At 73.4% G+C, this 13,248-nt stretch carries 12 protein-coding genes and 1 pseudogene; 8 read left to right on the top strand and 5 right to left on the bottom strand.

Annotated elements, in window-relative coordinates; all coding sequences use genetic code 11:
- From C1I98_RS41660 to C1I98_RS23910, 3 genes are all read left to right on the top strand, one after another.
- A partial coding sequence (locus C1I98_RS41660; protein ID WP_199537158.1) for a hypothetical protein occupies window positions 1-903 on the top strand: 903 nt, incomplete at its 5' end.
- 14 nt (window positions 904-917) lie between these two features.
- A complete protein-coding gene (locus tag C1I98_RS23905) occupies window positions 918-2,858 on the top strand; it encodes a glycosyltransferase family 2 protein (RefSeq protein WP_146607591.1) in 1,941 nt (646 codons plus the stop codon).
- On the top strand, window positions 2,855-3,736 hold the full coding sequence (locus C1I98_RS23910) for a class I SAM-dependent methyltransferase (RefSeq protein WP_111169670.1): 882 nt from the start codon (window positions 2,855-2,857) through the stop codon (window positions 3,734-3,736). Before C1I98_RS23905 ends, C1I98_RS23910 begins: the two co-directional genes overlap by 4 nt.
- Here the strand turns inward: C1I98_RS23910 and C1I98_RS23915 are convergent.
- Both C1I98_RS23915 and pseB read right to left on the bottom strand, forming a co-directional pair.
- Complete coding sequence (locus C1I98_RS23915; RefSeq protein ID WP_111169679.1) at window positions 3,728-4,852, bottom strand: aminotransferase class I/II-fold pyridoxal phosphate-dependent enzyme; 1,125 nt, start codon at window positions 4,850-4,852, stop codon at window positions 3,728-3,730. The genes C1I98_RS23910 and C1I98_RS23915 overlap by 9 nt on opposite strands.
- Window positions 4,852-5,835, bottom strand: coding sequence for a UDP-N-acetylglucosamine 4,6-dehydratase (inverting) (gene pseB, locus C1I98_RS23920; RefSeq protein WP_111169671.1), 984 nt, complete (start codon window positions 5,833-5,835; stop codon window positions 4,852-4,854). The genes C1I98_RS23915 and pseB overlap by 1 nt, the downstream gene beginning before the upstream one ends.
- 138 nt (window positions 5,836-5,973) lie before the next feature.
- Between pseB and C1I98_RS23925 the strand changes: the two genes are divergently transcribed.
- Both C1I98_RS23925 and C1I98_RS23930 read left to right on the top strand, forming a co-directional pair.
- Window positions 5,974-6,705 carry a cytidylyltransferase domain-containing protein gene (locus tag C1I98_RS23925; protein WP_111169672.1) on the top strand — a complete coding sequence of 244 codons (732 nt, stop codon included), beginning with the start codon at window positions 5,974-5,976 and terminating at the stop codon, window positions 6,703-6,705.
- On the top strand, window positions 6,702-7,664 hold the full coding sequence (locus C1I98_RS23930; RefSeq protein ID WP_111169673.1) for a PseG/SpsG family protein: 963 nt from the start codon (window positions 6,702-6,704) through the stop codon (window positions 7,662-7,664). Before C1I98_RS23925 ends, C1I98_RS23930 begins: the two co-directional genes overlap by 4 nt.
- Before the next feature lie 4 nt (window positions 7,665-7,668).
- Here the strand turns inward: C1I98_RS23930 and pseI are convergent, their stop codons facing one another.
- A complete protein-coding gene (gene pseI, locus C1I98_RS23935) occupies window positions 7,669-8,709 on the bottom strand; it encodes a pseudaminic acid synthase (protein WP_111169674.1) in 1,041 nt (346 codons plus the stop codon).
- A complete protein-coding gene (locus C1I98_RS23940; RefSeq protein ID WP_111169675.1) occupies window positions 8,706-9,203 on the bottom strand; it encodes a GNAT family N-acetyltransferase in 498 nt (165 codons plus the stop codon). The genes pseI and C1I98_RS23940 overlap by 4 nt, the downstream gene beginning before the upstream one ends.
- 142 nt (window positions 9,204-9,345) lie before the next feature.
- Between C1I98_RS23940 and C1I98_RS23945 the strand changes: the two genes are divergently transcribed.
- Genes C1I98_RS23945 through C1I98_RS23955 form a run of 3 tightly spaced genes read left to right on the top strand, consistent with a single transcriptional unit; the run spans window position 9,346 to window position 13,006 of the window.
- Window positions 9,346-10,899, top strand: coding sequence for a glycosyltransferase family 2 protein (locus C1I98_RS23945; RefSeq protein ID WP_111169676.1), 1,554 nt, complete (start codon window positions 9,346-9,348; stop codon window positions 10,897-10,899).
- 41 nt (window positions 10,900-10,940) lie between these two features.
- Window positions 10,941-11,900 (top strand): CDP-alcohol phosphatidyltransferase family protein, encoded by a 960-nt coding sequence (locus C1I98_RS23950; RefSeq protein WP_199537160.1) that lies wholly within the window; start codon window positions 10,941-10,943, stop codon window positions 11,898-11,900.
- Between the two features lie 44 nt (window positions 11,901-11,944).
- The gene (locus C1I98_RS23955; protein WP_111169678.1) at window positions 11,945-13,006 is read left to right on the top strand and encodes a sulfotransferase family protein; all 1,062 of its coding nucleotides are present in this window, start codon (window positions 11,945-11,947) and stop codon (window positions 13,004-13,006) included.
- Window positions 13,007-13,064: 58 nt separating this feature from the next.
- On the opposite strand, the pseudogene C1I98_RS23960 reads toward C1I98_RS23955, so the two are convergent.
- Window positions 13,065-13,248: pseudogene (locus C1I98_RS23960) on the bottom strand (glycosyltransferase); the annotation flags it as partial.

Here is a 13,248-nt window from a genome sequence, read left to right on the forward strand (position 1 = left end):
CCCGAAACCCCCGGACCCACCGGGGGCCTTGAGCCCGCGCCCGCCGTGCTGGTGGAGGACACGGTGTGCGAGGAGCCGTGGATCAGGGTCTGTGAGCTGACCCATGACCCGGACCTCGGCATCTGGTGGCGGCGGGGGTTGCCGGCGGACGCGGCGGTCGGGCTGGAGCGGGTGCGGCGTGATCCCGCCGCGCTGGACGGGCCGTTGCCGCCGGGGAGCCCGTTGACCGAGGTGCTGCGCGCGGCCTGTGCCTTTGACGACGTCAAGCAGGTACGCCGGACGCTGCGCGCCGTGACCGGGGAGCTGGCCGCGCGCGCCGAGCACGGCATGCTCCCCGGCGACCTGGCCTTCGTCACCACCGACGACCTGACCTGGGACGGCGACCGCGTCCACCGGATCGACCCGAGCTGGTCGCTGGCCGGCCCGGTGCCGGTCCCGGTGGCGTTGACCCGGCTGGTGTGGCGGTTCGCCGACGGGCTGCTGTCCGGCGGCCACCATCACCCCTGGCCCTGGGACCTCGACGCCGAACGGCTCACCGGCACCCTGCTCGCGCTGTGCGCCCTGCCGTACGACGCCGAAGACCTGGCCGAGGCCAGGGCGCTGGACGCCGACATCGCCCGCACACTCGGCACCGGCGGCCCGTCCGGCGGCCCGCCCGAGACCTACCGGGAGGTGCTGGCCGCCCGCGAGCGGATGCGCGAGACGCTGACCGCCGCGCAGGCCAGGATCGACCGGCTGGAGGTCAAGCTGACCGGCCGCGAGCGCGAACTGCGCCGGATGCGCCGCAAGCTGCGCAGGACCAGGAAGAAGGTGGCCGCCCTGCGCAAGACCTTCGCGCACCGCGCCGTCCGAGGCGTCACCTGGCCGCTGCGAACCGGTGCCCGCCTGGTGAGGCGAGGCTGAGGAGGAGTATCGACGTGCCGCTCTTGTCCGTCGTCGTCCCGTTCTACAACGTCGAGAAGTACATCGACGCCTGCCTGGCCTCGATCGCCGCGCAGACCCTCACCGACCTGGAGGTGATCTGCGTGGACGACGGCTCCGCCGACGGCAGCGCCGGGGTGGCCGCCGCCTGGGCGGCCCGCGACCCGCGGTTTCGGATGCTGACCCGGCCCAACGCCGGGCTCGGCCCGGCCCGCGACACGGGGGCGGCCGCCGCCACCGGCCGCTACCTGGCCTTCGCCGACAGCGACGACGTGGTGCCGCCCGGCGCCTACGACCTGCTCGTCGGCTCACTGGAACGCACCGGCTCCGACCTGGCCTGCGGCAACGTGCGGCGGCTCAAGGACGGCCGGCTGACGCAGTCCTGGGCGCACCGCGAGGCGTTCGCCCGGACCCTGCCGCGCACGCACATCACCGAGCACCCCGGGCTGGTCCGCGACCGGATGGCCTGGAACAAGGTCTTCCGCCGCGCGTTCTGGGACGCCCGCGGGCTGTCGTTCCCGGCCAGGATGTACGAGGACCAGCCCGTGATGATCCCCGCGCATGTGCTCGCCGGCCGGGTGGACGTACACGCCGAGCCCGTCTACCACTGGCGCGAACGCGAGGACGGCGGCGGCTCGATCACGCAGCGCCGCCTGGAACCGGACAACGTCCGCGACCGACTGCTGTCGGTCGCCGAGACCGCCACGTTCCTCGCCGAGCACGCGCCTGAGCTGAAGCCGCCGCTGGACGCCGAGTCCATGGAGATCGACCTGCTGGTCGCCGCCGAGGCCGCCGCCCTGCTCACCGGGCCCGACCGGGACCGGCTGCTCGACCTGGCCTGCGGCTACCTGGACGGCGTGGACGAGACCACCTGGCGGGCCGTGCCCGCGCTGACCCGGCTGCGGCTGCGGCTGCTGCACCGCAGGATGATCCCCGAGCTCCGCTCGGCGCTCGCCTTCGCGGAGCGGGAGGCGGCCACAGAGGTCCGGGTACGGCCGGGCGGGATGACCCGCCGCCGCTGGTACGCCGACTACCCGCTGCGCGGCGACCGCCGGTTGCCCGCCGACACCCACGACGTCACCGGTGAGCTTCGGCTGCGCGGCAGCGTGGAACGGCTGTCCTTCCAGGCGGGCGGGCTGCGCGCCCACGGCCGGATCTGGCTGCCCGGCGCGGCGCTCGACGACCTGGCGGGGGCCAGGCTGAAGCTGGCGCTGCGCCAGGGCGGGCGCGACGGGCGGGCCGTACCGCTCGGGCAATGGCGGCTCGCGCCCGGCGCGCGGGAGTACGCCGAGGCCGCGGGCATCACCGCCGACGCCGAGGGGATCGGCTTCGACCTGGACCTCGGCCGCGCCCTGCCGCTCGCCGACGGCCTCAAGGCCGAGGGCGCCTGGCAGATCCGCGCCGAACTTGAGGGCCACGGCCTGACCCTGTCCGCCGGGCTCACCGCCCCCGCCTCCGACCCGGTCTTCGGCAAGGGCCCGCTGCGGCTCGGCGCGGGCCTGTGGATCATCCCGTGCGTCGGCAACCACCGCCGCCTGCGGCTGCGCGTCCGCTGCGCCGGGGCGGCGGTGACCCGCTGCGTCCCCGGCAGGGCCGGGCTGACCATCTCCGGCTGGGTCCGCGCGGACGTGCCGCCGCGCGCCGAGGTCGCCCTGCTGCCCCAGGACGACGCCACGGGCGGCAAGGAGGTCGCCTTCCCCGCCGAGGTGGGCCGGGTGCGGGCCGGGATGTGCCGGTTCACCGCCGACATCCCGCTGACCGGCATCGGCGCGGGCCCGGCCTGGCGGTTCGCGCTGCGCCACCGCGACGCCCGGACCGTGCCGCTCGCCTTCGACTCCGCCGAGCACGTCGAGGGGGAGGCCGACCGCCGCCGGTTCGTGGTGACGCGGTCCGGCAACTGCAACCTTGTTCTCAGAGAAAGGATCGATCAGCGATGACCGCACTGCCCGCGGCGCCCTGGACGCTGGAAAACGTACCCGGTCGGCTCACCGAGACCGACATGCGCGTCTTCGACTGGCTGCTCGGCTACCAGGGCCGCTTCTTCACCCCCGGCCACCTGGTGGAGCTGGGCGCGGGCCAGGGCCGCAGCGCCATCCTGATCGGCCGCCACCGCCGCGAGGAGGAGCGGTTCGTGGTGTGCGACCCGTTCGAGCCGGAAGCGCTGCGCGACGGATTCGAGGCCAACTACCTGGCCTTCCACCATCGGCTGCCGGAGATCGTGCAGGGACCGGCCGCCGTTATCCTGGACCACGTCGAGCCCGACTCGTGCAGGTTCGCCCACCTGGCCGCCTCCCGCGCGTACGAGGACGTCCGTGACGATCTCGCCGCGGCCCGCAAGCTGTTGCTGCCCGAGGGCATCGTGGCGGTGGACGACTACCGCTTCGAGGGCGCGCCCGGTATCGCCGCCGCCGTCTGGGAGGCCGTCACCGCCCACGGCCTGCGGCCGATCTGCCTGACCCCGCAGAAGTTCTACGGCACCTGGGGGGACGCCGGGGCGGTGCAGGAGGAGCTGACCCGCTGGCTGGGGGGCCGCGCCGACGAGTGGGCCTCGCACGCCGAGCAGGTGGCCGGCCGTACCGTGGTCCACCTGGACCGCAGGCCCGAGCCCGAGCAGGTGCCCGAGCCCGCCGAGGAGGAGGAGCGGGAGCAGACCCTCCCGCTGCCCGCCGAGCCCGCCGACCCGGGGCCGGTGGCCCCGCGCTGGAACACCGGCAAGGCGCGGCGCAAGCGGCGCCGGCCGCTGCACCGCAGGCTGCTGCGGATGCTGCTGCCCAAGCCGCTGCGCCGCAGGCTGCGGCGGCGCAGGTCACGTTAGGATCGCCAGCAGCTCCGCCAGCACGCGGTCCTGGTCGGCGTCGGTCAGGCCGGGATACAGCGGCAGCGAGAGCTGCTCAGCGTAGTACGCCTCGGCGTGCGGGCACATCCCGCGCCGGTAGCCGAGGTCTTCGTAGGCCGGGTGCCAGTAGGCCGGGATGTAGTTGACCTGCACGCCGATGCCCGCCGCGCGCATCCGGTCGTACACCTCGCGCCTGCGCCCGCCGCGCACCCGCACCGGGTAGAGGTGCCAGGCCGGGTCGGCGTACGCCCGGCGCGCCGGGATCGCCAGCCCGTCCAGCCCGCCGAGCGCGGCGTCGTACCGGGCCGCCAGAGCGGCGCGGCGCGCCCGGAAGGCCGGCAGCCGGCGAAGCTGGTTCACCCCGAGCGCGCACAGCACGTCGGGCAGCCGGTAGTTGAGCCCGAACGTCACGACCTCCTGGTGCCAGCCGCCCTCGTCGGGGTGGCGCAGCAGCGCCCGGTCACGCACCAGCCCGTGGTTGCGGAACCGGGCGGCGGCCTCCAGCCTGCGCGGGTCGGTGGCGGCCACCGCGCCGCCCTCGGCCGTCGTCACCGTCTTGGTCGGGAAGAACGAGAACGTGGTGAGGTCGGCCAGCGACCCCACCGGGCGGTCGCGGTAGCGCGAGCCGATCGCGTGAGCCGCGTCGGCCACCAGCAGCGCCCCCGCCGCGTCGGTGACCTTGCGCAGGGCGTCGTAGTCGGCCGGGTGGCCGGCGTAGTCGACCGCGGTGACGACCTTGGTCCGGGCGGTCGTCGCGGCGTGCGCGGCGGCCGGGTCGAGGTTCGCGGTGTCCGGTTCGACGTCGGCGAACACCACCTCGGCCCCGAGGAGGGTCGCGATGGCGGAGGTGGCCACGAACGTCAGCGGCGAGGTCACCACCTCATCGCCAGGCCCGAGCCCGGCCGCGACGTAGGCGGTGTGCAGCGCCGCCGTACCGGAGGTGACGCTCACGCACGGCACCCCGCCGGTCCACCGGGCCAGCTCGGCCTCGAACGCGGCCACCTGCGGCCCGGTGGTCAGCCAGTCGCCGTTCAGCACCTCGCAGACGGCCCGTACGTCGTCGCCGTCGATGGACTGCCTGCCGTAGGGGAGCATCACGACCCCGCCGCGACCATCTCGCGCAACTGGGCGACCGTCAGCCATTGGTCGTTGCCGTCGGAGCGGTAGGAAAAGCCCTCCGGCAGCGTCTCGCCCGCCTGCGGCGGCACGTATCCCCAGGTCGCGATGGTCGGCAGCACCACGTAGCGGTCGGCCAGGCGCAGCGTGCGGCGGCCGTCGTCGGGGGCGATCATCTCCTCGTGCAGCTTCTCGCCCGGCCGGATGCCGATCTCGTAGGTCGGGCTGTCCGGGGCCAGCGCCTCGGCCAGGTCGGTGAGCCGCATGCTGGGGATGCGGGGCACGTACAGCTCGCCGCCCTGCATCATGTCGAAGGACTCCACGACGAACCGCACCGCCTGCGGCAGGGTGATCCAGAACCGGGTCATCCGCTTGTCGGTGAGCGGGATGCTGCCGCCCTCCCTGGCCAGCCGCTGGAAGAACGGCACGACCGAACCCCGGCTGCCGACCACGTTGCCGTAACGGACCACGGCGAATCGCGTGGGGTGCCCGGCGGCGTAGTGGTTGGCCGAGACGAACAGCTTGTCGGCGACCAGCTTGGTCGCGCCGTAGAGGTTGATCGGGCTGGACGCCTTGTCGGTGGACAGCGACACGACCTTGCGCACCCCCGCGTCGATCGCGGCCTCCACGACGTTCTGGGAGCCGCCCACGTTGGTGCGGACGTACTCGAACGGGTTGTACTCGGCCGTGTCGACCTGCTTGAGCGCGGCGGCGTGGACCACGTGGTCGATGCCGTGCATGGCGCGCAGCAGCCGATCCCGGTCGCGCACGTCGCCGATGAACCAGCGCAGCCGCTCGTCGTCGCCGAACCGCTGACGGGCCTCGTACTGTTTCAGCTCGTCCCTGGAGAAGACCACCAGGCGGCGGGGCGCGAGGCGGGCCAGGGCGTAGCGGATGAACTCCTTGCCGAACGAGCCTGTCCCCCCTGTGATCAGGATCGATGATCCCGTCAGAACGCTCACGTCTTGCTTCCCCCGTGTTCTGAAGCCCGTGTTTTGCAGCCCCTGTTTTGCGGACAGCCGGATGCTCTGGTCCGGTCGAGCCGGTAGCATAGCGCGACCGGATAGGCACTCACTGTCACACGGGGGAATGGGGCAACGGTGCGTATTATCGGGATCGTCCAAGCTCGTATGGGGTCCACCCGGCTCCCCGGCAAGGTCCTGCGGGAGCTTTCCGGGCGGTCGGTGCTCGGTTGGGTGGTCAGGGCGGCGCGCTCGTCGGGCGTCCTCGACGACCTCGTGGTGGCCACCACGACCGAGCCCGCCGACGACGCCGTGGCGGCGGAGTGCGCGCGGCTCGGCGCGCCCTGCCACCGCGGGCCCGTCGATGACGTCCTCGGCAGGTTCGCGGGCGTGTTGCGCGAACGGCGGCCGGCCGGGGCGGTGATGAGGTTCACCGCCGACTGCCCGCTGCTCGACCCGGGCCTGATCGCCGAGGCCGCGCGTGTCTACCGGGCGGTGCCCGGGCTCGACTACCTCGGCACCGGCCTGTGCGGCACGCTGCCGCGCGGCACCGACGTGGAGATCGTCGGGCGCGCCGCGTTCGAGGCGGCCGACGAACTTGCCGAAGGCCACCACCGCGCGCACGTCACCTCCTACGTCTACACCCACCCCGAGCGCTTCAAGGTGCTCGGCCTGAGCTACCCGCCGCCGGCCGCCGACCTGCGGGTCACCCTCGACACCGAGGACGACTGGCGGCTCATCGAGGCGGTCGCCGGGCACACCGGCGACACCCCGACGCCGGTCGGCGCGCTGGTGCGCTGGCTGCGCGACCGGCCGGAGATCGCCCGGATCAACGCCCATGTGCGGCAGAAGGCGTTGCAGGAGGCGTGAACGGGCGGGTGGGCGTGCGCTGCGACGCCGGCCCGGGGGTCGGCGTCGGGCACCTGGTGCGCTGCGTGGCGCTGGCCGAGGAGCTGTCGGCCCGCGGCACCGAAGTGCTGTTCCTCGGCGATGTGGGCGGCCTGCCCTGGGCCGCCGCCCAGCTCGAACGCCGCGGCCTGCCGCTGCTCCCGGCCAGGCCGGGAGCGGAGGCCCTGGGCTCGCAGGCCGCGTGCCTCGATCTCGACGCGGTCGTGCTCGACTCCTACGACCTCGCCCCGGAGACCGGGATGGCGCTGCGCCGGGCGGGCATCCCGGTGCTGGCGATCATCGACGGCGACACCCGGGGGCAGTCCGCCGACCTCTACCTCGACCAGAACCTCGGCGCGGAAGACCGGCACGCCGGGCTGCCCGTGCTGGCCGGCACCCGATACGTGCTGCTGCGCGATGAGGTGCGCAGACACCGGTCGGTGCCCGCCGGGGGCATCCCGCACGTGCTGTGCTTCTTCGGCGGCACCGACGCCACCGGCGTGACGATGGGCTGGCTGGACGCGCTGGCCGCGACCGGCGTGCCGTTCTCGGCCACGGTGATCGCCCCGGAGACGGTCGTGCCGCCGCCCGGCCTGCCGATCTCGGTGCTGCCGCCGACCGACGAGCTGCCCCGGCTGATGGCGCAGGCCGACCTGGTCATCACCGCGGCCGGCACGACCGTGTGGGAGCTGCTCTACCTGGGCGTGCCCACCGCGCTCACCTGGGTGCGCGACAACCAGTTGCTCGGCTACCACGGGGTCACCAAACGCGGCCTGGCCGCGGGCCTCGGCGCGGGCAACGACCCGTACTCGGCGGTGCCCGCGCTGCGCGAGCTGCTGGCCGAGCCCGCCAGGCGCGCCCGGTACGCCAGGCGTGGCCGGCGCGTCGTGGACGGCCTCGGCCGCGAACGCGTCGCCGACGCCCTCGCCCGCATCCGCTGACCGCTCACACGAGGTCCCAGGTCAGGGGGGTGCCCGCGGGGGCGTCGCGGGTGAACGTGCGGCCGATCACCAGCGGGATCGCGTGCGGGGGCAGGCCGCCCGCCGGGCGGATGGACCGCACGTTTCGGTCGGTGACCGGCTCGCCCGCGCTCACGTCGGCCACCACGTACAGCGAACGCCGGAAGCGCAGCCCCTCCCGCTCGCTGGGCCGCGGCCCGATGCGCGCCCGGCCGAGCGCCCGCCAGGCCCGCTCGCTCTCGGCCACCAGCGCGGCCAGCTCGCCCGGCTCCAGCGAGAACGCCGCGTCCACCCCGCCGTCGGACCGCGACAGCGTGACGTGCTTTTCGATCAGGCACGCCCCGAGCGCCACCGCCGCCACCGCCGCGCCGATGCCCGGCGTGTGGTCCGACAGCCCGACCACCGCCCCGGTCAGGTCGCGCAGCAGCGGCAGCGCGCGCAGGTCGCTGTGCTCGGGCGGGGCCGGGTAGGAGGCCGTGCAGCCGAGTACGGCGGGCTCGGCGCAGCCCGCGCCGCGCGCCGCCGTCACCGCCGCGTCGATCTCGCCCGCGCTCGCCATGCCGGTCGAGATGATCAGCGGCCGGCCGGTGGCCGCGCACCGCTCGATCAGCGGCAGATCGACGATCTCCGATGAGGCGATCTTGTAGGCCGCCGTGTCCAGCGACTCCAGCAGATCCACCGCCGTGGCGTCGAAGGGCGAGGAGAACGCGATCAGCCCGCGTTCCCTGGCCCGCCGGAAGATCGGCTCGTGCCACTCCCACGGCGTGTGCGCGCCCTCATAGAGCCGGTAGAGGGTCTGCCCGCCCCACAGCTCGTGCCCCTCGCCGATGCGGAAGGCGGGCAGGTCGCAGTCGACGGTGATGGTGTCGGGGCGGTAGGTCTGGAGCTTCACGGCGTGCGCCCCCGCCTCGGCCACCGCGTCCACGATGGCCAGCGCGCGGTCCAGGTCGCCGTTGTGGTTGCCGGACATCTCCGCCACCACGAACGGCGGGTGCTCGGCGTCGATCGGCCGGCCGGCCATCTTCATCGCGCGTCCTCCCGGTCCAGGCGGATCGCGACGACCTCGCGGGACACGCCGTCGATCTCGCGGTGGTAGACGGAGGTCTCGGTGAAGCCGAACCTCCGGTGCAGCTCGCGTACCGCCGCGTTGGCGGCCAGCACCTCGCCGTGCAGGATGAGCAGGCCGAGCACGCCGAAGGCGTGGCCGAGGGCCGCCCGCTCGATCCCCACCCACGCGCGCAGCAGCCCGCCGTCCTGCTCCAGGCCCGCGAGGTCCAGGTAGAACCCCCAGCTCGCCGAACGGTCGAACCCGCCCAGCCCGCTGAAGGTCACCACCCCCCTCGGCGGGTCGTCGCCGTAGATCAGCACCCGGCGGGTCGGGTCGTCGCGCACCCCGGCCCACCAGCGGGCGTGCTCGGCGGGCAGGATCTCGTGGGTGGTGAAGCTGGCCTCCCGCACCAGCGGGTGGTTGCGCCACCGGCGCACGGTCTCCAGGTCGCGCTCCTCGGCCGCTCTCAACATGATCGCTCACCTTTCGCAACGGATCTATGACAGAGCGTAGCGAGAACGGTCGGTGACGACCGGCAAAGGCTTGCGCAAAGTAGAGGTCAGCGCCCGGTAGTGAGCGCGGCGACCAACGGCAGCCGACGGCATCGTGGCAGCCATGGAACCATTGCTCAGTGTCATCGTGCCGTTCCACGACGTGGCGGACTATCTTGAGGAGTGCCTGGCGTCCCTGGCGGCCCAGAGCCTGACCTCCATCGAGGTCGTCATGGTGGACGACGGCTCGCTCGACGGATGCGACGCGATCGCCAAGGGATACGCGGCCAGGGATTCCCGGTTCACCCTCGTCCGCTGCGCCAACCAGGGGCCGGGCCCGGCGCGAAACCTCGGCATCGGCCTGGCCACCGGCAGGTACCTGGCCTTCGCCGACGCCGACGACGTCGTGCCCCCGGACGCCTACCGGGCGCTGGTGGACAGCCTGGAGGCCACCGGCTCGGACATCGCGTGCGGGGGCGTGCGGCGGATCACCCCGGAGGGCGAGGCGCCCTCACCGTTGCACGCCCGATTGTTCCGGCGTATCCGGCAGCGTACCCACATCACCAGATATCAGGGCTTGATGCGGGACCGTACCGTCTGGAACAAGGTCTACCGCCGCTCGTTCTGGACCGAGCACGGCCTGGCGTTCTCCGCCGGGCTGTACGAGGACGCGCCCGTGGCCATCGCGGCGCACGTCCACGCCTCCCGGGTGGACCTGCTGCCCGACGTCGTCTACCTGTGGCGGGAGCGCGAGCTGGGCGGTGGTTCGATCACCCAGCGCCGCTCGGAGCCGGCCAACGTCGCCCAGCGCGTCGCCGCGCTGCACGCCGTCCAGGAGTTCCTGGACGAGCACGCGCCCGGCCTGCGCCCCGCGCTGGACGGCATGATCGCCACCTGGGACCTCGGCATCGTCGCCGCCGCCGTCACCGCCGCCGAGGACCCCGACGCGCGGGCCCGGCTGCTGGACCTGGCCGCGCCGTTCGCCGGCGGTCTGCGCGAGGAGGCGGTGCGGGAGCTGCCCGCCGTACGCCGGCTGGAACTGCACCTGCTGCGCCGGCGGATGGTGGACGAACTCGCCGAGGTACGCCGGGCCCGCCACGAGGGCCGCACCGCCCAGGCCCACGTCGTGCGCCGGGGCCGAAGGAGCCACCGCTGGTACGCCGCCTACCCCTACTTCGGCGACCGCACCCGCAAACTGCCGCCCGACGTCTTCGACGTGACCGAGGAGATCGCGCTGCGGGCACGCGTCGAACGCGTCGAATACCGCGACGGCCGGCTGCGCCTGGACGGGTTCGCCTACATCACCCCCGTCGAGAACTCCCGCACCGACCTGCGGCTGTGGCTGGTGGAGATCGGCACCAAGGCCCAGATCCCGATCGACTACGCCACCGAACCCGGCGGGCGGTTCTCCGCCGAGGTGAACCCGGCCGCGCTGGCCGACGGCGAGGGTCCCTGGCGGCTGCACGTCGAGGTCGTCGTGCCCGGCGGCCTGCGGCGGCGCGGGCGGGTCCGCAAGGTCCGCCTGATGGCCAGGGACGGCGACCCGGACGCGCCCTTGGCGGTGGAGGAGAGCCGTCCGGCGGGTCCGTGCCGTATCCGGAGAGTCCGCCTTGAAGCGGGGGGTGCTGCCCAAGAGGCCGGTAAAGACTCGGCCAGGACAGTTTCCCGAGGTGGCTAGGCTCCAGTGACGCAACGCCCGATCTCATCATGCTGTCTGTCATGACGACGTACTCGCTCGCGGATGTGCGTGCCGCATGCAAGGCACGCGACGCCTGGTGGACCGTGTTGTTGGTGGATCCGATCGCCTGCCGTCTGGTGCGCTGGGCGGCGGGCCGTACGTCGATCACGCCGAACCAGGTGACCGGGCTGGCGTTCGTGCTCGGCGTCTGTGCCGCGCTCTGCTTCAGCGTGGGGGAATGGGGGTTCCTGGCCCTCGGCGCGCTGTTCTTCCACCTGGGGTTCATCGCCGACTGCGTGGACGGCAAGCTGGCCCGGCTGAAGGGCAACGGCACGACGTTCGGGCTCTGGCTGGACTTCAGCCTGGACCAGGTCCGCCTGGTGATGTGCTCGTTCGCGCTGTCGTACGGCCTCTACCGGCAGACCGGCAGGGTCGAGGCCGCCTACCTGGCGGCGGTGATCATCGCCTTCGACCTGTTCCGGTACCTCAACGGGCCGCACATGGCCAAGGTCCGCAGGGCGATGCGGGAACGCCTGGTCGCGGCCATGGCCGCCGCCGGAGAGTCCGCCTCGGCGGAAAAGCCGGGGGAGGAGCCGGCGGAAAGGCCGGGGGAGGAGCCGGAAGAGCACGAGGAGTACGGCGTCGAACTGCGGCAACGGGCCAAGGAGGGGCTGCAGTCCGGCTTCCGGTCCCGGTTCCCCAGGTACCTCCGGGCCAGGGACATGCTCCTCGCCCGCCGCATCCGCACCCACCTGTTCAGCGGGATCGAGTACCAGATGGCGGTGTTCGTCGTGGGGCCGCTGCTCGGGCCGGGGGCGGTGCCGTACGTGGTGGCGGTGGCCGGGGGCCTGCTGATGCTCTTCGAGAGCGCCCTGGTCTACAAGCTCTGGATGTCCACCCGCGACTTCAAACGGACGATGCGCCGCCTGGCCGTCAAGGCCGAGAAGGCCGAACGGCGGGCGGCCCGCGAACAACGCCGGGTCGGCACGCCGCTCGGCTGAACCGATCCAGGTTCAACAGTTCTTCACACGGGGGATTCACTTCGATGCAGCCACAGCCCGCCCGGCCGGACCGGCCGATCTTCATCATCGGCTGCCCGCGCTCGGGCACCACGATGCTCCAGCTCATGATGCACTCGCACGCCAACATCGCGATCCCGCCGGAGACGCGGTTCATGATGGCCGCCTACCACCGCAGACTCACCTTCGGCGACCTGCGCGACCCCGACCGGCGGCGCAAGCTCGCCCACTGGGTCGTCAGCCGCCGCCAGACCCGCTTCTACGAGCTCGGGCTCGACGGCGAGGAGGTGACCAGGCAGATCGTGGACGGCCCCGGCACGCTCGGCTCCGCGCTCGGCATCGTGCTGCGCGCCTACGCCGGCCGGTTCGGCAAGCCCCGGTGGGGCGACAAGCGGCCGTCCTACTTCCAGAACATCGAGGTGCTGCTGCGCCTCTTTCCCGACGCGCAGTTCGTCCACCTGATCAGGGACGGCCGCGACTGCGTGGCCTCGCTGAAGGAGATGCCCTGGTACAAGGGCAACGTCTACAGCGCGATGTCCGGCTGGGCCGAGGCCATCGACTTCGCCCGGCACGGCGCGCACCGGATGCCCGAGGGCAGCTACTACGAGCTCCAGTACGAACACCTCATCGAGGACCCGGCGACCGAGCTCGCGGGCGTGTGCGAGTTCGTCGGAGAGGACTTCGACCCCGCGATGTGCCGGCCGCACCTGATCGCCGACGTGGCGGTGCCGGAGCGCAAGACGTGGCACTCGCGCACCCACGGCGAGGTCACCACCTCGCGTTCGGGAAGCTGGCGGCACCGGCTGGAGCCGTGGGAGATCTCGCTGTGCGAGACGGTGCTGGCCGACCGCCTCACCGCCTACGGATATGAGCTGTCCGGGGCGGAGAAGGCGTCGATGGGACGGCTCGCCGCCTACGAGCGGGTGGCCGCGCGGCGCAAGCTGTCCCGGATGAAGAAGAAGACCTTCGACCGGTTCGTCCGGATGCGCGAGCCGAACCCGATCGGCGCGCAGCTCACCACCGGGCAGCTCGCCCTGGCCGGACTGCCCCGGCAGCGCACCGGCTCGCCGGAGCTGGCCGCCAAGTAGACGTCCTTGTCCCCGGCGCGATTTTGGGGGAACGCCGGGGGCCGGCACGGGCTTTGCGTCAACGGGCGAGGTGCGCGAGCAGCGCCTCCCACCCGTCGAGCACCTGGTCCAGCCGGAAGGACTCCGCGTGGGCGCGGGCGGCGGCACCCAGCCGCCGCCGCTCGCCCGCCGACCCCATCAGGTCCGCCAGCGCGGCGGCGAACGCCGCCACGTCCCCCGGCGGCACCAGCACCCCCGTACGG

Origin of the sequence: Spongiactinospora gelatinilytica (assembly GCF_003236385.1) — a bacterium.
Taxonomy (GTDB): Bacteria; Actinomycetota; Actinomycetes; order Streptosporangiales; family Streptosporangiaceae; genus Spongiactinospora; species Spongiactinospora gelatinilytica.

Coding starts and splice junctions, on each gene's coding strand:
- C1I98_RS23910 (WP_111169670.1), top strand. CDS start 2,855: ATGACCGCACTGCCCGCGGCGCCCTGGACGCTGGAAAACGTACCCGGT.
- C1I98_RS23915 (WP_111169679.1), bottom strand. CDS start 4,852: ATGCTCCCCTACGGCAGGCAGTCCATCGACGGCGACGACGTACGGGCC.
- pseI (WP_111169674.1), bottom strand. CDS start 8,709: ATGAAGATGGCCGGCCGGCCGATCGACGCCGAGCACCCGCCGTTCGTG.
- C1I98_RS23940 (WP_111169675.1), bottom strand. CDS start 9,203: ATGTTGAGAGCGGCCGAGGAGCGCGACCTGGAGACCGTGCGCCGGTGG.
- C1I98_RS23945 (WP_111169676.1), top strand. CDS start 9,346: ATGGAACCATTGCTCAGTGTCATCGTGCCGTTCCACGACGTGGCGGAC.
- C1I98_RS23950 (WP_199537160.1), top strand. CDS start 10,941: ATGACGACGTACTCGCTCGCGGATGTGCGTGCCGCATGCAAGGCACGC.
- C1I98_RS23955 (WP_111169678.1), top strand. CDS start 11,945: ATGCAGCCACAGCCCGCCCGGCCGGACCGGCCGATCTTCATCATCGGC.